General features: G+C 55.1%; 23 protein-coding genes. All 23 read right to left on the bottom strand.

What is annotated here, in order from left to right:
• Window positions 1-27: 27 nt before the first annotated feature.
• Window positions 28-291 carry a phage holin family protein gene (locus tag H8696_RS08180; RefSeq protein ID WP_249316485.1) on the bottom strand — a complete coding sequence of 88 codons (264 nt, stop codon included), beginning with the start codon at window positions 289-291 and terminating at the stop codon, window positions 28-30.
• Between the two features lie 3 nt (window positions 292-294).
• Window positions 295-1362, bottom strand: coding sequence for a peptidoglycan recognition protein family protein (locus H8696_RS08175; RefSeq protein WP_249316483.1), 1068 nt, complete (start codon window positions 1360-1362; stop codon window positions 295-297).
• A gap of 62 nt (window positions 1363-1424) precedes the next feature.
• Window positions 1425-1667, bottom strand: a complete 243-nt coding sequence (locus H8696_RS08170) for a hypothetical protein (RefSeq protein ID WP_249316481.1) — start codon at window positions 1665-1667, stop codon at window positions 1425-1427.
• Window positions 1657-1809 carry a DUF433 domain-containing protein gene (locus tag H8696_RS08165; protein WP_249316479.1) on the bottom strand — a complete coding sequence of 51 codons (153 nt, stop codon included), beginning with the start codon at window positions 1807-1809 and terminating at the stop codon, window positions 1657-1659. The genes H8696_RS08170 and H8696_RS08165 overlap by 11 nt, the downstream gene beginning before the upstream one ends.
• A complete protein-coding gene (locus H8696_RS08160; RefSeq protein ID WP_249316477.1) occupies window positions 1806-2162 on the bottom strand; it encodes a hypothetical protein in 357 nt (118 codons plus the stop codon). The genes H8696_RS08165 and H8696_RS08160 overlap by 4 nt, the downstream gene beginning before the upstream one ends.
• A 2-nt stretch (window positions 2163-2164) precedes the next feature.
• On the bottom strand, window positions 2165-2698 hold the full coding sequence (locus tag H8696_RS08155) for a hypothetical protein (RefSeq protein ID WP_249316475.1): 534 nt from the start codon (window positions 2696-2698) through the stop codon (window positions 2165-2167).
• A 259-nt stretch (window positions 2699-2957) separates the two neighbouring features.
• The gene (locus H8696_RS08150) at window positions 2958-4037 is read right to left on the bottom strand and encodes a hypothetical protein (RefSeq protein ID WP_249316472.1); all 1080 of its coding nucleotides are present in this window, start codon (window positions 4035-4037) and stop codon (window positions 2958-2960) included.
• Complete coding sequence (locus H8696_RS08145) at window positions 4037-6160, bottom strand: fibronectin type III domain-containing protein (RefSeq protein WP_249316470.1); 2124 nt, start codon at window positions 6158-6160, stop codon at window positions 4037-4039. Before H8696_RS08145 ends, H8696_RS08150 begins: the two co-directional genes overlap by 1 nt.
• Window positions 6161-6164: 4 nt before the next feature.
• Window positions 6165-7901 (bottom strand): phage tail tape measure protein, encoded by a 1737-nt coding sequence (locus tag H8696_RS08140; RefSeq protein ID WP_249316469.1) that lies wholly within the window; start codon window positions 7899-7901, stop codon window positions 6165-6167.
• Entirely contained in the window at window positions 7885-8133 is a 249-nt protein-coding gene (locus H8696_RS08135) for a hypothetical protein (protein ID WP_249316463.1), read from the bottom strand. The genes H8696_RS08140 and H8696_RS08135 overlap by 17 nt, the downstream gene beginning before the upstream one ends.
• A 32-nt stretch (window positions 8134-8165) precedes the next feature.
• Window positions 8166-8561, bottom strand: coding sequence for a hypothetical protein (locus H8696_RS08130; RefSeq protein WP_249316462.1), 396 nt, complete (start codon window positions 8559-8561; stop codon window positions 8166-8168).
• 3 nt (window positions 8562-8564) lie between these two features.
• The gene (locus H8696_RS08125) at window positions 8565-9125 is read right to left on the bottom strand and encodes a major tail protein (protein ID WP_249316459.1); all 561 of its coding nucleotides are present in this window, start codon (window positions 9123-9125) and stop codon (window positions 8565-8567) included.
• 2 nt (window positions 9126-9127) lie between these two features.
• A complete protein-coding gene (locus H8696_RS08120; protein ID WP_249316456.1) occupies window positions 9128-9427 on the bottom strand; it encodes a hypothetical protein in 300 nt (99 codons plus the stop codon).
• Complete coding sequence (locus H8696_RS08115; RefSeq protein ID WP_249316453.1) at window positions 9424-9798, bottom strand: HK97 gp10 family phage protein; 375 nt, start codon at window positions 9796-9798, stop codon at window positions 9424-9426. The genes H8696_RS08120 and H8696_RS08115 overlap by 4 nt, the downstream gene beginning before the upstream one ends.
• Window positions 9788-10099: a phage head closure protein gene (locus tag H8696_RS08110; RefSeq protein WP_249316449.1), complete on the bottom strand. Its 312-nt coding sequence runs from the start codon at window positions 10097-10099 to the stop codon at window positions 9788-9790. The genes H8696_RS08115 and H8696_RS08110 overlap by 11 nt, the downstream gene beginning before the upstream one ends.
• Window positions 10099-10371, bottom strand: a complete 273-nt coding sequence (locus tag H8696_RS08105) for a phage head-tail connector protein (RefSeq protein WP_249316446.1) — start codon at window positions 10369-10371, stop codon at window positions 10099-10101. The genes H8696_RS08110 and H8696_RS08105 overlap by 1 nt, the downstream gene beginning before the upstream one ends.
• Window positions 10364-10522 carry a hypothetical protein gene (locus H8696_RS08100; RefSeq protein ID WP_249316444.1) on the bottom strand — a complete coding sequence of 53 codons (159 nt, stop codon included), beginning with the start codon at window positions 10520-10522 and terminating at the stop codon, window positions 10364-10366. The genes H8696_RS08105 and H8696_RS08100 overlap by 8 nt, the downstream gene beginning before the upstream one ends.
• A gap of 14 nt (window positions 10523-10536) precedes the next feature.
• Entirely contained in the window at window positions 10537-11661 is a 1125-nt protein-coding gene (locus tag H8696_RS08095; protein ID WP_249316443.1) for a phage major capsid protein, read from the bottom strand.
• Complete coding sequence (locus tag H8696_RS08090) at window positions 11658-12233, bottom strand: HK97 family phage prohead protease (RefSeq protein WP_249316442.1); 576 nt, start codon at window positions 12231-12233, stop codon at window positions 11658-11660. Before H8696_RS08090 ends, H8696_RS08095 begins: the two co-directional genes overlap by 4 nt.
• Window positions 12217-13401, bottom strand: coding sequence for a phage portal protein (locus tag H8696_RS08085; protein ID WP_249316440.1), 1185 nt, complete (start codon window positions 13399-13401; stop codon window positions 12217-12219). Before H8696_RS08085 ends, H8696_RS08090 begins: the two co-directional genes overlap by 17 nt.
• Complete coding sequence (locus H8696_RS08080) at window positions 13402-13590, bottom strand: hypothetical protein (RefSeq protein ID WP_249316437.1); 189 nt, start codon at window positions 13588-13590, stop codon at window positions 13402-13404.
• Between the two features lies 1 nt (window position 13591).
• Entirely contained in the window at window positions 13592-15241 is a 1650-nt protein-coding gene (locus H8696_RS08075; protein WP_249316435.1) for a terminase large subunit, read from the bottom strand.
• Entirely contained in the window at window positions 15234-15587 is a 354-nt protein-coding gene (locus H8696_RS08070; protein WP_249316429.1) for a hypothetical protein, read from the bottom strand. The genes H8696_RS08075 and H8696_RS08070 overlap by 8 nt, the downstream gene beginning before the upstream one ends.
• Window positions 15588-15623 lie beyond the last annotated feature (36 nt).

The raw sequence follows: 15623 nt of genomic DNA, 5'->3' as shown, positions 1-15623 counted from the left end.
AAGGCCGGTCTTTTGACCGGCCCTATCTCATCCCTGATTCTTTGCTTCTGCACCCTGCTTCATCATCTGATTGCCCAGCACCGCCGCGCCGGTCACCAGAATGCCCTGGACGACGCTCTCAACCGAGGGGCCCATCAGCCCCATCGCGCCCCCGATCCCCAGGACCAGCAGCACGAAGGGGATCGTCCAGTTCGGCACCTTTGCAAAGGCGTGCTTGATCAGCGCTCCCACGATCCATAGCGCCGGGACCAGGATCAGCGCGTCCCCGATGATGTAGTCCATAAGCTCCATTTTCTACCCCTCCCCGTCGTCCATCTTGATGATCGCCTCAAATCCTGCGGCCTTTGCCGCTTCCTTCGCCGCCTCCGCATTCGCCTTGTCCCGGTACGCTCCGATCTGCACCCGATACAGGGTGTCATCTTTTTCTGCTGTCGCTTGTGCCAGCGCCGTCCACGTTTTGGAGCCGGTCTTGCCGTCCACGTCCAGGCCGTGCTTGCCCTGGAAGTCCCTCACCGCCGCTTCCGTCGCTGGACCGTAGGTGCCATCCACATCAAGACCATACCCCAGTCCATTCAGAATGGTTTGCAACCCCTTGACCTCCTCGCCCTTGGACCATTTCACCAGTACGCTGTGCCCCTGGCTCACCGGTTCCTGCTCCAACGCCGCCCAGGTTGCAGGACCCACCTTCCCGTCCACATCGAGGCCGTGGGAACGCTGGAATTCCTTCACCGCTGCCAGCGTCGCGGGGCCATAGGTACCATCCACTTCGAGGGCGTACCCATGCCGGTTCAGGGCGCTTTGCAACTCCTTGACCTCCGCGCCCCTGCTCCACTCGACAAGTACGCTGTGTCCCTTACTCACGTCAATCTGTGCCTCCCCTCCGTTGTACGCCGTCTCTACCGCCGCCACAAACTTGTCCCAGTGGGGCAGGATCAGCGCCGGGCAATACTTGCTGGGATGCCAGTGCTGATGGGTGGTCACGTTGGCCAGGGGGATGTCATGCCTGTGCATGAGCTCTGCCACCAGCCGGGCGGCGTTGGCCTCGGCCCGGGCCTGATCGATGCCCTCGAACATACATACCTCGATCCCGATGGATTGACTGTTGCCGGGGCCTCTGCCGTCCGCCGCGTGCCAGCCCTGCTCGGTGTCAGCAAGGTGCTGATAGATCACGCCGTCATCCACGGTGTAATGCCAGGAGACCTTCTGGCCTCCGGCCCCGCTGGTGAGGTAGCTGGCATGGGCCTTCGCGTCCGCGCCCTTTGCACTGTTGCCGGTGTTGTGCATGGTGATGTACTTCGGGGTCATGTTCCGCCCCGGTTTGTTCTTCGCTCCCGCCGGGAGCAGCTGCTCTATGAGTTGCATCCTTTCACGCTCCTTTTTCTTCACCCTATCACACCCTCAATTCCTCTGGGTGCTGCCAAGGTCTATTTATGATAGTTCTCCAGATCCTCAAGCCTATGATTGACCACCTTGATATCCTCCTGAATTACCGCTCCGTCCTGTTCCAGCTTGTACACCCGTTCGATCACCTTGTTGTGCTTTTCCACCTTGTGCTCCAGTTGTTCGATTCGGTACGTGGTCAGCTTGTTGGCTGTCAGTATCCCCCCGAAGGTCCCGGCTAATGTCCCCGCAAAGGCCACCAGGGCCACAATGATTTCACTGTTCACTGCCGCCCATCACCTCCGCCCGGATTTCTGCAAGCTGTTCCGCCGTAAGTCCCGGATAGTCCAGGATCACACTCTCCCAGCTCTCGCCCGCCTCCATGCGCCTTTCAATCGTTCGGCATGCTATTCTCGTCATTGCCGTCATGCCGCACCCCCTTCGGGTTTAGGAAAGCTTCCGCTTTCCTCTGACCCCCCTGGTCCAAACATCATTTCGGTAAGCGCGTCCTCGATATCCGCCACCCGATCGGCCAATGTTGGACCCGGCACCGGATGGTGGGCCCGCCATTCCTCTATTTCTTCCGCTGTCGCGCCCTCAATCCATTCCTTGCCATCCCATTTGGGCCGGACAGCCTCACTGCTTACCCGGACATTCACCAGGCTTTCGCCCGCCTGTAAAGTGTAGTACTGAACGGCCTCATGCCCGCTCCCGTCGATCTCTACCAATACGGGGAACCTATAGTAGCCCTGTGCATCTATGACCCATCTATGTGTGTACATCATCACACCCCCACATAAAATTGTGCATCAAATACCGGTGCGCTGGATGTATTGCTATTCGCGTTGTTATGCACAGGCACCCATATAGCGCCATCTATGATTACAAGTACATCCGGATCAAATATTGGATTACCGCCGCTGGAGTAATTGCTGGTTACGGGTACTGCAAGGCGTCCAGGACGATAGTATCCCACCGGCAGGTCAGCGACAATGGAGCCGAGCGGCACAACAACGCCCGGCGCTTTATAGATCTGTCCATACAAATGCACAAACCCCATATCATCCTTTGCATACTTGGCCGGGCCTATAAAGCCATCCCGGACGGGTAAGTCAAACCATTGCAGATTCCGCCGCGCAAACGCCTCCGCGTGCATCCCATCCACCGTGTCCGCGTCCATGGCGTTGACTCGCACCGTCCCGTCCTCGCCTGTGTGCGCGTGGGAAGCAAACCTCGTATTTAGGTCGTCCATACTCTCCTGCATGCCAAACAAAGCATCAAATTCTTGGCCTGTATGATTGCTGTAATAATTGCCCATCTATCATCCTCCGCTCTTATCGCCAAGTACGCCAAGGATCACAAGCGTTGAGCCTGTTCGCACAAAAAAAACGCGGTCACCCGCGCTCGGCGTACAGCTCTGTAAGCACTCGTACCATATTCCATTAGTTGAGGCATCGCCATCTATAACAATCTTGGCCTTACCCCCTTGATAAGCTTCCACCGTGCCAAAGCAAGGCAGACTCGGCGTTTGAAGGAGCCGCTTATCTCGATCCGTCTGAACAAACACATTGCGCATTCTACACCACCACCCGCTGCAGGCTATGCGTCATTTTCCCCGCTGTGTGCAGCTCCATTGCCCATCCAGTCTCCCGGAAAACACCGTTTAGAGCGTCGGTGCGAAGCTCAATAACGTCATATATTTCATGGTGAGGCATGTTCAACGTTTCCACTTCGACGATTTGAGAGACTTGCTGCCTTTCAAATGCAATTCGCTCCACAATCTTCTGCAAGCTCTCCTGCCCGTCCACCATATCAATAGTGCCCGTATCCACAATCCTCATGCCGCCGCGAGCTACCGTGGATAGCTTACTTGCGGGATTGTCATTGATGTGGACTGCTGTCAAGGGATCCATATCTGGGCGACTCATGGTGCGTTTGATGACATTGGGCACATTCCAGAAATCTGCCTCTATGGTGACTTCGGGATAGAGTACGGACACCTCGTCTTGTACATAGCTGTAATCAGGCACCGTCATTTCAGATAGCATATAAGGTCGCAGGATGGGGGCACCTGCGTCGTCCATGTATAGGCTCCTGAAGTTGATCTGAGTACACAGCTCATTGATCCATTCAAGCTTATTTTTGCTGTCATCCAAAACCAGAGCCGCTGGCAGGACTCCATCGCTTGGCTCCACACGGGCCTCGCGCAATCCTGCTGATATTAGGATTTGAGTCAACACATCAAAGTAGGGTGTGCCCGCTGGGAAGGTTTGGGATTCCACAAACCGATCCTGCTGTAAGATCATACTCTCATCATAGCACTCGACTTCGCACACCTCGTCTTTGCCATCTAAGGTCCTTTTTGGGCTCATCATGAGGTATCGTCCTTTAGGCCATTGGGCCCAGGTGCCGTCTTGGAGTTGTACGCACATAACGGGCCTTATCCTATCACTGAGCCAGTCAATGTCGTCGTCCAGCACGAGCGAAAATGTGCCGCGGCGCTTGACCGCATCGTCCATATTGACGGATATGGATGCACTCAATACAGCCAAATCCTTTTTCCTGATGCCCCACCGGTCCACTAGTTCAAATACATACCTTTCTTTCCGTGGGCTCCTTTGCAAAGCCAACCGTTCTTCCGGGGTCAATCCTAGCATTATCCATCCCTCACCATCATGGTCTGATAAGCCGGCATCAGCACCGAGTATCCCTCATGCCTGGCCGCATAGTCCTGGTAATCCACCACCGTTGCAGCGATGCTGTACTGATACATAGCGGGTGTACGTTTGTAGCTGATGCTATCGATGGCAATATATCTTTGCGCACCATATGCATCCCGATAGACCCAAACCGCATGCTCCTGTACAAGCTGTAGCAATTTGGTCTTAACCTCATCATTCGGCTCCACATACCCGAAGGACAGCGTCTCCGTCTCAAAGTCCGAGGTTATGACCATCGGCCGCCTCCTACCGGACAACTGGATATACTCCTTGGGACTTGTATAGGTCGCCGCGAAGGAACTACGCTCCGTGTCATAACGGCAGATGAGGATGTCGTCTGGTCTATCCACCGGCGCGATCAGAATGCAGGGCAGCGCAATGTCAACTGTCACGGGCTGACTATCCGTGATGTCGCCCTCGGCCTTCACGCGAATACTGTAGGTATGTTTGCCGCTTGGCACCAAATAGTCCTTATATTGCGTAGCTGTTCCGCAACTAGCCACGGGTACACCGTCCCGCAGAACAAGGGCTTCGAACGTGGTCTTATCCGTGCTGATCGTCCAATTAAGCACGGTGCCATACCCCTGTTGACCACACGTGAGGATTATGTCCGCAAATGACAGTACTGCAATTATGACAGGATATTCCGACCAATCGGACATCGCCTCATTGATTCCCACAACCCTCATCCGCACAATATAATTGCCATTGACGAGAGCGTTGGCAACAGTATGTTGATTACCCGAGCCCGCTACGATCCGCGTGTCATAGATAATATCCTCTCCTTGGATAATTTGCGCCTGATAACCATATTGCCCTGTAGCTTGCCAGGTGATTGTGGGATAGCTATGGTTGGTCACACCAATGATTTGGGGTGCTTGCGGTGCAGAAATGATGGTAATTTGAGCCGGTGTCGACCACTCGCCCACCACGTTGTCCGAGTTGTAGGTGCGTACCCTCCAATATTGATTGCCGCTCGAAAAAGTATGGGCCGGAACATCACAATGGCTATTTGAGGTTACCGCAGACGCAACCGTCGTCCAGATAACACCATCATCAGATTTTTGCAGCTCATAGCCATGGGGCTGGGTACCCAGCGGCGACACACTGGTCCAGGAAAAACGCTGCACTCTATCGCCCGCCACATAGGACAGGTCGGGCTTGAGGTCCACCGCACTCGTCTTGGCGCTATCCACCGTGGATACCCGATACCACGCGCTCCAGATGCCTTCAGCGCCGTTATCGCCATCGGCGCGTACGCGCCACTCGAAAGCGCCATTGCTAGGCAGCGTATTCGCTGGGATGGTCGCCTGCGTATCCGTCCCCTGGACTACAAGATTGTAAACTGTAGCCGGAGTCGTAACGTCACGCCACTCCAGCCTTGCCGATGACTGGGACACAGTCCCGATAACCCGCGTGGCGTCGAAGGAGGGCGCCCACGAAAATGTGGTATCCCTGGTTTCGTCCACCACCCCGCCTGCTGGAGCCGGCGAACTCGCGTAGAGCTGTACGTCCTCGCATTGTAGTTCCAGGTAAGGTTTGTTGCTTGCCGCGTGAGCGGCCGCGATCTTGGAATAAGTAGCACGTCCCGTGGAATAGTGCAAAAACATATTTCGCGGAATCAAAGTATTGGAAAAGGAGGGATACTCGCTCCATTGATCTACCCGCTCCTTCGACAAAGAGGATACACATACAGCCGGGGAGCCTTCCGCCATGCGCGCCGTGAGTTCAGCTCCCACCTCGCTAAAGGTAACCGTGCCCTCCTGCCAATCCGCGTCAAAACAGATCGCCGTCAGTGTCACCCGCCGGTTTTCCGGATCCTCTGCCGGAATGTCGGTATCCAGCGTATAGAGATTAAGACTGTACCCTACAATCCTTTTTTTGTCGGCCGGCGTGAGGTCGAACTGCAGAAGTAGCGGTGTGGTCAATAGATCGCCGTAGGGGTTATATTGGCATTGCCGAATAAGAGCCTCCGAAGTACACGGAAAATTTTCGCCGGGCCGGCTCTTATCCACCACGGCGCTCTGGCACGCATAAGCACGCAACGTTTGTACCGCCATTCTCTTACCCCCTCGCCCGAATAGCTGCCGGGCTGTCCTTGATCATAGCCATAAGCTCGTTATACTCACGGATACCGTTGACCGTCACATTGACAACAGTATGATTGGATGTGCTGCTGTTGTTCATAACGGCCTCCGTCTGCCGTGCTGTGTAGACCTTGCTGCCTCGGGGCAGCGCTACCAGTTCAGGGCCCTGCTCGCCAACCAACGCCATGCCCCCTGGATGGTAACTGGTACCCACCGCATAGGACGGCACACGGCTCGCAGAATAACTCATTGAGCCTACGGACCTATTGACCGATGCAAATGTATGCTCCATCTCCTTGGCACGCCCCTGAATGGTAGCAATGATAACCCCTAAGGCTACAAGAGCAGCCACAACCAGCATGACAATGGCTATAGTTTTGAGCAGCGTCGGATTGACGCCGAAGCCAAAGATGCTGGACAGCATCTTAACCCCCGCGGTGACTGTCTTAATCGTCTGCACAAGCGTGACGATGGACACCGTTATGGTAGCTACCACCACAATAATTGCCGCCACGTCCGGCGGGATAGCGGATACGATATCAACAATGGCCGTCAAGATGGGCAGGAGCGCCTCGCCCATTGCTGCTTTGAGGGCGAGCGTCTTGTTGTCCAGCCGGTCCAGGCTGTCCTGGAGAGAGTTGAAGGAGTTGAGCGTTTCCCCACTCATCACATAGCCCGTATTGTGAGCCTCCTGAGCCAGCTTTTTGAGCTCGTTACTGCCGGCAAGGATAAGAGGATTGAGCTCTCGTGCGGATCTGCCGAAGATGGCCATGGCCATGGCGTCCCGCTCCGTTTCGTTGCGCACCCGGCCCAGTTTATCAATCAGCTCGTAGAATACCTGCTGCTGGTTGCGCAGCGTACCATCATTGTTAGTTATGGCGATGCCCAATTTTTTGAATGCGTCCGCAGCCTGCCCCGTCCCTTCACGGGCCATATTCATATTCCGGACCATTCGGGCCATGGAGTCGGTCATAACCTCGGTCGATACGTCCATCAGTTCAGACGCATAATTGAGTTCCTGGATGGCATCCGTGGAGAGCCCAGTGACCTTGGACAGCGTCACAATATCATCGGCCAATTTTGCCGTCTCCGTGGAGGCTCTGATCAGCTTCCCGATGAGAGTGCCGGTCGCGGCCATCAGTGCCCCGCAGGCCGCCACGCTGGCCGTCATGCTGGCAATGGCTTTGCTCGCCCCTTGAGGCACTTTTACGCCAAGGGCATTCGCAACCTCCCCCAACCGGCCATTGAGCTGCAGATTTTCCGTGGCTGCCCTGTTGACAGACCTGGAGTACTCGTCCACCCGGACTTTCGTCTGGCTTGCCGCCTTGGTATTTTGGTCAAGTTCCGCCGTTGTCGCATTGAGTTCATCCTTGTATTTCGCCGTGCTGGTCTTAGCCTTGGACAGTTCGGTCACCAGCTTTGTGTACTCCTGGCGATTGATCTCAGTTCCGTTTGCCATGGCTTTATCGGCGTTGTCCTTGGCCGTTTGTAAGGCCTCAGTGCGTTTCTGGGTTTCTTGGACGGCCTGGGACAACACTTTTTGCTTCTCTTTGAGCAGGTCCACATTACCCGTGTCCAATTTTAGCGCACTGTTGAGAGCGCGGAGCTCCTTATCTAGGCCGTTGGTCGTCTTGCGGGATTCGCTGATCGCCTTATTGAGGCCAGTGGTATCGCCGCCAATCTCAATGGTAATGCCCTTAATGTTGCCCGCCATACTGCTCTCCCTCCTTCAGCGCGTCAAGATAGCTTTGGTATTGCTCGTGTGTCATTTTTCCTGCCGCGAATTTTTGTGCGTAAGCATCTTTAAGGGCAAGGAGCTGTTCGTAGCGTTGTGATCTGTCTGCCTCGTCGTCATCTGCATTTGCCATCAAATTGTTGTAGGTGGTGATAGCGTCCAACAGCATTCCCGTCGAAAAGTTGTCCATATCCGCGGAGGTGAGGCCCATTCCTAGACTGCTGATTAGCAGCGTTTCATAGGTTAAGGGCGCCTCCCCTCCGCTATCCCGTTTTTTGGTGGTACCGTGGTGGCTAAGCTGTCCAAAAACATCTGCATTATCTCGTCGATTTTCTCATATACACTCACAAGTTTCTCAAATTGGCTGAACCATTCATCAATGTCGACAAGATTAGGGTCCGCTTTCTTCGCCATTGCCCAGGCCAAATTCTCCAACAGTTCGAATTCCACATAACGCCATATATCATCATCCGTTGCCTCTCCCGCCTCTTTGGCCAAAAGGAAAACCTCCACGCTCTTTTGCAGCTTGCCAAAGTCCTTGAACAGATCCTTCCGAAAGTAGAACCGATATAGCCTCCCTAGATTACCATCCGCCCGAAACCGAATATCCTTGCCCTCTATTGTAATTGTGTGTTCCATGGCCTACGCTCCCACCGGTGACGGCTTTGCCACCGTAGGCACTACGGACGGAATCTCATTACCTTGTGTCACGTACATTACCAGCCCGTCATTTCGCCGGGAAGCCCGAATTTCCATGGTCTCAAACTGCGCGTCGAAGCCCTTTTCCTTGGTCTTGCTCGCGAATGTAGGTCTGCTGTTGGCGCGGCAGTTGTAGAACCACTTGATTTCGCCGGCTGCATCCGTCGTAAGATCCCTTAGCGCCAGTCCAAAACGCGGACGAACCTGGTTATCATATTCGGCTCTTGTTTTTTGGGCCGTGTCCACCGTATCCCCCAGCCAGTCGTGCATCACGCTGTCCAAATATTTGAGCACCGTCAAGGATACCATATACCCGTCGTTTACATCCTCGGAATAAGCAAGCACGGAATCAGCATAGATCTCTACAGGATCGCCCTGGGGTTCCACGGAATATTCGCGTCCACCGGGGAATTTGGTCACAGGACCGTATTCATCCGTGCCATCTTCTTTTTCTGTGATCGTAAAATATCCGATTTCTGCAAAGCCTTTATTGAGTTTTGCCATAATCAATCCTCCACTTCGTAATAGGTGACATACATATCTTCGCCGTCAAGATAAATCGTGTCCGACTTATCCCAAACATACCCTTCTAGGGCCGCCACGATCTTGTTTTCCGCCTCTTTGTCGATGCGCTCCGTATAGAGCTCAATGCGCAGAGGGGCGACAACTTCGGCGACCTTGCTGTCCGCGGCAATGTTCGTCGTGCTGGGCATAAGATACGCAATATAGGGCAACTTAGGCGCGTTCTTCCAGGCCCCTTGCACGTAGGGCAACCCCGCCGCGTCCAGGATTTTGGTTGCGTTCATGAATCGCTCAGCGCCTTTCGCACACTCTTTTCAAATTCACCAATCATCTTATCTTCAACTTTATGGATATGAGGCTTTGCGGCAACGCGGCCACCATTTCGTTTGGCGTGGCCCCTCTCCAAAAGATGGGTCAATTGATAGCGCGTATTCCTCACAACGACTCTTTTGCCTGCCCGATCCTCGTATACCGTTTCTTTCCTCCATCCGCGTTGGTATTTCCCCGTGTCTTTTGGACTCGTGGTCCGAAGCTCGGCAACACCTTGAGCCGCTACTTTGTCCGTAGCGATTTTTACCTCATTTGCGGCCTTTTGTGAGTACGCCATAAGCTCCTTCTGTACTGCGTCGGCAAGCCCACTTACATCAACCTTCATTGCCCACCTTCCTTTCGCAGGTAAGGTCCACTTTGTCTTTGTTCTTTGGAGCGTATGTGCGCACGACCGTATAGCGCATGTCCTGGTATTCGACTTCCTTTTCCCCATTGTAATCCGCCGAGTAAAGCCTAAACACATGTTCCGGACGGAGGTCTGTTTGGGCTGCGGCATAATACTCAGACCGCCCAACGGACAGCACATCGCAAAACACACGCCGCTTGGTATCCACAGGATATTGATTGTGATCAGCGTCTTGACGATACTCATGGACAATAAGATCAATCTCATCCGAGAAATTCATCAGTTCTCCCTCCAGTCCGTGTATCCCGTCGCCATTTGGAGCTGGGCCTTTTGCTCGTCATAGGAGGCTTTCAGCCGATCCGGATCGTCCGGCACGCCAAAATGCAGTTTGCAGTAAGTGGTCACCACCCGGATAATGAGCGGATCTGTCTCTTGCAGTGTGGTGACGCCGGCAATGCCAAGGTCAGCCAACGCTGCGGCGATCAGGTCTTGAATTTCCTCGTCAAACGCTGTGCTCGTGATTCGCAGCGCCAGCTTCACCTTGTCAAACATTTTTGGCCTCCTGTTGTTCCAAAAACTCCGCTATGATTTCGGCTTTTCGGATCTTGGTCACGCTATAACCCAGACCCGCGGCCAAGGCCCTGATCTCCGCTATGGTCATAGCGTTCAGGGCCTCAGCGGTATAGACCACGGGTCCGCTCATGAGGCTATAGCTCCTTAACCCCCCGCTGCTGTAATGGTGAGCTGGGCAAAGGCATTGGGATCCACCAGGGCGCCCTGACCGCGGGCATAGCCGCTATAGGTGGTGACATGCCTCCTGATGTCCCGATCGCTTTCGATCATGATGTCTTGCACCATGTTGTAGACCACCTTGCTGCCATCACCAATCAGGATCACATCATCCGCTACAGCGTCCTCCACCTTGATTGCGGCGCCAAGCACAACGCCCTCTTGCCCCGCCTGTGCGGAGGGCTGGAAGATGGGCCGGCCGGTGCTGTCCACCATGCCCACAAGGTAGTTGTAGATGGTGGACCGGGTGGCATAGACCGATACCGCGCCCACCCGCTTCAGCAGCCCAAAGAGCTTGGCCAGCTCCGTAAAGGTGAGAGCCCCAGCGGCTGCGCTGTTAACCTTGTTGCCCGCCGCCGTATCGGTGCCGATCTGGGCAATAACGTCGGCTGCCATCGCGTCGCCAAGGCTCGCACTGATCTCGGACACGAGATACTGTTCCAGGGCGTCAATGCTCATGCGCTCCATGGCATAGGAGATGTCCACATGCTTGGCAAAATCCTTGCCGGAGAGCGTAACCTTCACAAAGGTATTCTGCTCATCATCGTTGGCCGTGTTCTCGGATAGGGTCTTTGCGGCCCCCTGGGTGATCGCCGTGTGTTTGACCACCTCCAGGATGGTGCCGGTGCGGTAGATGGTAATGTCGCCCATAATGGCATGCTGCTTGGACACCAGATCCCAGATCTGATTGAGCATAGTGGTGGGCAGCACAGCCGTGGTGTTGGCGGTGGTGTGCACAAACGCCGCCCGCTCCTCCTTCGACATTTCAAGGCCGAGGAGGTCCTTTAAAAAGGCGTTCCGGTACTCCTTGGAATCGGCGTTAAAGCTGCGATCCTCCGCTGCATCCAGCGCAAACTTTCTAACCACAGTCCCCGCACCGCCGGCCACTTCGTCTCTCAGGGCCTGTCGCTTTTCGGCGGTCTCTGCAATAGCCTTCTTCTCGTCCTTCAATCCGCGCACTTCCTTTTCCAGTGCATCCACATCGGCGTTCTCGTTGTCCAATTCCTTTGCGATCTCCGCCATACGGGCTTCGATCTCATCAATTCTGCTCATCTTATTACCTCCATCATTAGTTTGATCCGCCTGATTTTTCGCGCTCGGGCCTCCGCCCGCTCAGCTTTGACCGCCTCCGCATCAAAGTAGGAGCGCGCTGAAATGTGGGTCGCATCGTAGGCCGGCATATCCACGGCTGCAACATCGTACAGCCGCTTGATGCCAAGTATACGCCTTGTATGGGTATCGCGGTCGTAAGTATCCTCCGATACCACAAACGCGAAGCTCATCTTGTCGATATAGCCTCCCTTGATCTCCTCATAGAGGCGGCGGCCCTCCTCCGTGCCCGAAAGATCGGCCCGAACCTTGAGCCCCCGGCCGTCTACAGTGAGCTCAAGGGTGTGGTTCTTGGTCCGCGCTACCGGTTTTCCGCCGTGGTTGTAGTTCATGACAACGTCCTGCATTTCTGCCGCTATAAAAGCGCCCCGGTCGATTGCCTCTTTGTAGTCCACGCCTTCATAGCTGTACAGGGTGGCCGGTGCATCAAAGACTGCGGCGTAGCCTTCCACCGTCATCTCATCTTCAGCCGCCCGCATCTCAAATGCGCGGTACTCCCTATCCTTGCTGATCACCTGTCAGATCATCCCCTTTCTTTGTCACGCTGCCATCCTGCCCCAAGAGGTAGTACTCGCCGCGGATAGTGTAGGCTTGGCCCTGCCCATTCGGCAGCGGCGGCAGATTCCAGATCTCCCGGATCTCATCACGGTTCATGATCCCGCGGTCCGCCATTTGGGCCGATACGTTGAGCTTTTCTGTGTTGCTCATGTACTGCAATCGGTTCGCGGTGGCCATGAGATAAGAGCCAGAGGCGCGCTCCCGCTCCGTGAAGGCCATCCGTGTCGTCACGTCCGAGAACTGGATGGCGAAGGGCTCCACTCCACCCTCATAGAACGCGCTCCAGGCATCGCCGTAGGCTCTGTTTTGGAGCACATCCTCATTGACCCCGAAGTAGTTGTATACGTTTTGGTTGATTGCCGACATCTGGGCAGCGTCCACGACAAAGGGCGTTGATTTGATCTGCTGGATCTCGCTGTAGGTGTTGGGGAACAGCAGGATGCCGCCCTCGCCCTGGAGATTCTCTCGGGAAAAGCGCTGCCGCTCCTTGGACAAATCTTCCGGTTTGGTGAAGTTATTGACCTTGGCGGCGAACCGGAAGGTTGCGGCGCTCTTGACCCCCTCCGCAATGCCCTGGTTCTGGATACTCACCAGCTCCATGGTGGGCGTCAGAGCGCGGTTGTTCTCGCCGAAAAAATCGTCCGTGTACTGGAACTTGGTCATGATGCCGCAGCTTCGAAGCTCCATGGCCGCGAACCCGCCCGTCTGGAACTGATACCTTAGCCACGGCTCGCCGGAATACTGCAGAATCTCACAGCGGGACGGAAGCAGCGGATAGAACCCGCCGATCTCGCCAAAGCTGTCCAGCACCGGAACGATGAAAGCGGTGTTTTGCACGTCCAGAATGGTGGACAGCCGGTAAAGGAACTGTCCCCAGGTCTGCCACTCGTTTGGGCCCGCTCTAAGCTTGGTTTGCAGTTTGGGCTTTGCTGTGCCGCTCGCCGTAATCTGAAGCTTGCTGATATGGGTCGCCCTCGCATGGATCGCGGAGCGCACCAGCTCGCTCTCGTAGATGGAGCCGGACCAAGTCGTGAATGCCGGCGCATAGGCAGTAAGCGTCCGGAAGAAGCCTTCGGCTTCTCCGTGTGCCGCCGGGCGCTTGAAGATTTTCTCAAACAGCCCCACTCAATCACCCCTTTGCTCGATCCAAAGCCGGAAGTCACTCCTGTCCGGCTTCTCGCCGCCGCCCAACATGACCAGGTGCGGATTATCCCGAAGATACATTTCCAGAATTCTCATACAGCGCTCCGCGGACTCCTTCGGTATTTGCAGCTGTGCGTTCACCGCTATCGTAAGATCGTTCTGCTTTCCCATGTCATCCTCCATTTTTGAGCTGCTCGCCGATCTCGGCATAGTATTTTTGCCGGACCGTCATCGCGTCCAGCAGTGCCGCCGTGCCGTCGATATGGTCTGTAGTGGCAAGCTTTACCGGCTTGCTTCGTCCGCTTTCGGCCTCGCTCTTAAGCGCAGTGTTGAGCAGATGGACCTTGAGCAGATCATTGTCGCCAATATGGATGGCGCCATCCTTCATCAGGCCCTCCGTCTCCCGGATCACCGGCGTAAGGTTGTAACCCTGGAACACATCGTCCATGTGGAAACCGTAGGCGGCCATCTCCTGGACCAGGTACTGGGCCGTGTAGCGGTCATACCCTACCTTGAGCGGATAGATTTGATAGCGCTCCACCAGCTCCCGGAACCAGTCGAAACAATCATGGTAATCCACGAAGTTGTCCCCCGAAAGCTGGAGGAATCCCCGCTGCACATAGGCCGCGTAGGGCAGCCCGTCCCGAGCCGTCGCTTCCTCGATCCGTTCCGCCGGAAGGAAAAATTTAGCGAATACATTCAGCCGCCCATTCTGCTCGATAACCGCCGTGCAGGCTGTAAGGTCGGTAGTGCGGGACAGATCGATGCCGCCCACGCAATAGGTGTTGCGGAAGTCCTCCATATGGAGCGCCGGGCCGCTCGCCCTTTCCACCGCCCTGGTGGATAGCCATGCTTGACTGCTGTTCTGCTTGATATTGCAGTACTTTGTCAAGAATTCCGCCTTCTTGGACAAGCTGCCCTCGGCTACGGCGATTTCCTCCAGCAGATAGTCCACCGATATCGACACGCCAAGATTGGGGTTGGACTTCCTCAGCTCGTTGATGTCGTTCCATTTGCTGATATCGTCGATCATGTAGAGAAATGGGGCCAGCCGCCGCTCCTTGGAATCCCCCAGCAAGAAGCGTGTGGCCCGCTTGATGAGCTCGTCATAGATCCCCTCATTGAGGTATCCCGAGGTGCTGATCGACACGATGAGCGGCTGTCTGCGGGCGCCCAGCGCCGATTTCATGACCTCGTATTGCTTGAGGCCCTGATCCCCTGGCCAGCTCGCAATCTCGTCGCAAACTGTCAGGTGGGGGTTGAAACCGTCCGACTTCTTGGCGTTAAAAGCAATCTTCTTAATGCTGCTGTTGGTGCTCTCGACATAGTAGTCGGATTTGCGGCGCCGGATCAGTGCGGCAAGCTCCGGCTCCTGCTGGATCGTCTGCCAGAAGGCGCTGTACACCAGATCCGCCTGATCCAATTTTGGGGCCACGCAAAAGACCTTTGCGCCATATTCACCGTCCAAAAACGTGCAGTAGGCAATGAGCGCGGCGGCAAACAGCGTTTTGCCATTCTTTCGTCCTATGATGATGACGATCTCCCGGAACATTCGACATCCGTTATCATCCATAATCCCAAAAACCACCGAGACAATGGCCTTTTGCCATAATTCCAGCTTTAGCAAATCATTGCGGCCTTCGCAATGGTGGCAAAAGTTTTCGACGAACCGGATCGCCTTTTGAGCATGCTTAGATTCATAGAAAAAGGACTGCTGTTCCAGTCCCTTGATGATATATTCATAAAAAAGACGAATCCATTTTCCCACGACAACGGAGCCATCCTGGATGGCCTGATAATACGCCAGGATATAGTTATCCATCCTGCATCAGCTTTTCCAGCTTCCCGCCCGTCTTGCTCGGCGGCGTCAGCTCATTGAGCTGCTTGATGATCGCCTGATAATTTTTATCGGTGGCGGTGAAGAGCCTAGCCGATGGTCTTTCCCGTTCGTAGGGGTCGGTCTTTTCGGATTGGGTGAACCACTCCGTTTCCCCATTGGCCTCGATGTCCGCCCACAGACGGTCCAGTCTTGCCCGCAGCCGTGCCGCCTGGACGATGAGCCCTTGGGCCACTGCAAATTCGTTCGGCGGTAAATCCTTGTAGATCCCGGTAAGTCGTGCAATCTCCGCTTGTTCTGCCGTTTGTTTCGATGTCTTTTTCCGGGGCAAGCTCTCGCCTCCTTTCTGCCGTGGTAGGGGTTCACG

The organism is Gehongia tenuis, from assembly GCF_014384795.1.
In the GTDB taxonomy this organism is placed as follows: Bacteria; Bacillota; Clostridia; order Christensenellales; family NSJ-53; genus Gehongia; species Gehongia tenuis.
Note: the sequence above shows the minus strand (reverse complement) of the source record. Positions and strands in the feature narration are given on the sequence as shown.

Bases quoted from the DNA above. Each gene is read 5' to 3' on its own strand.
- H8696_RS08115 (WP_249316453.1), bottom strand. From the start codon at position 9,798: ATGAAGGTTGATGTAAGTGGGCTTGCCGACGCAGTACAGAAGGAGCTT.
- H8696_RS08100 (WP_249316444.1), bottom strand. From the start codon at position 10,522: ATGAGCGGACCCGTGGTCTATACCGCTGAGGCCCTGAACGCTATGACC.
- H8696_RS08155 (WP_249316475.1), bottom strand. From the start codon at position 2,698: ATGGGCAATTATTACAGCAATCATACAGGCCAAGAATTTGATGCTTTG.
- H8696_RS08110 (WP_249316449.1), bottom strand. From the start codon at position 10,099: ATGAATTTCTCGGATGAGATTGATCTTATTGTCCATGAGTATCGTCAA.
- H8696_RS08165 (WP_249316479.1), bottom strand. From the start codon at position 1,809: ATGACGGCAATGACGAGAATAGCATGCCGAACGATTGAAAGGCGCATG.
- H8696_RS08160 (WP_249316477.1), bottom strand. From the start codon at position 2,162: ATGTACACACATAGATGGGTCATAGATGCACAGGGCTACTATAGGTTC.
- H8696_RS08125 (WP_249316459.1), bottom strand. From the start codon at position 9,125: ATGGCAAAACTCAATAAAGGCTTTGCAGAAATCGGATATTTTACGATC.
- H8696_RS08145 (WP_249316470.1), bottom strand. From the start codon at position 6,160: ATGGCGGTACAAACGTTGCGTGCTTATGCGTGCCAGAGCGCCGTGGTG.
- H8696_RS08120 (WP_249316456.1), bottom strand. From the start codon at position 9,427: ATGAACGCAACCAAAATCCTGGACGCGGCGGGGTTGCCCTACGTGCAA.
- H8696_RS08150 (WP_249316472.1), bottom strand. From the start codon at position 4,037: ATGCTAGGATTGACCCCGGAAGAACGGTTGGCTTTGCAAAGGAGCCCA.
- H8696_RS08105 (WP_249316446.1), bottom strand. From the start codon at position 10,371: ATGTTTGACAAGGTGAAGCTGGCGCTGCGAATCACGAGCACAGCGTTT.
- H8696_RS08140 (WP_249316469.1), bottom strand. From the start codon at position 7,901: ATGGCGGGCAACATTAAGGGCATTACCATTGAGATTGGCGGCGATACC.
- H8696_RS08095 (WP_249316443.1), bottom strand. From the start codon at position 11,661: ATGAGCAGAATTGATGAGATCGAAGCCCGTATGGCGGAGATCGCAAAG.
- H8696_RS08135 (WP_249316463.1), bottom strand. From the start codon at position 8,133: ATGGGCCTCACCTCCGCGGATATGGACAACTTTTCGACGGGAATGCTG.
- H8696_RS08180 (WP_249316485.1), bottom strand. From the start codon at position 291: ATGGAGCTTATGGACTACATCATCGGGGACGCGCTGATCCTGGTCCCG.
- H8696_RS08130 (WP_249316462.1), bottom strand. From the start codon at position 8,561: ATGGAACACACAATTACAATAGAGGGCAAGGATATTCGGTTTCGGGCG.
- H8696_RS08075 (WP_249316435.1), bottom strand. From the start codon at position 15,241: ATGGATAACTATATCCTGGCGTATTATCAGGCCATCCAGGATGGCTCC.
- H8696_RS08080 (WP_249316437.1), bottom strand. From the start codon at position 13,590: ATGGGAAAGCAGAACGATCTTACGATAGCGGTGAACGCACAGCTGCAA.
- H8696_RS08175 (WP_249316483.1), bottom strand. From the start codon at position 1,362: ATGCAACTCATAGAGCAGCTGCTCCCGGCGGGAGCGAAGAACAAACCG.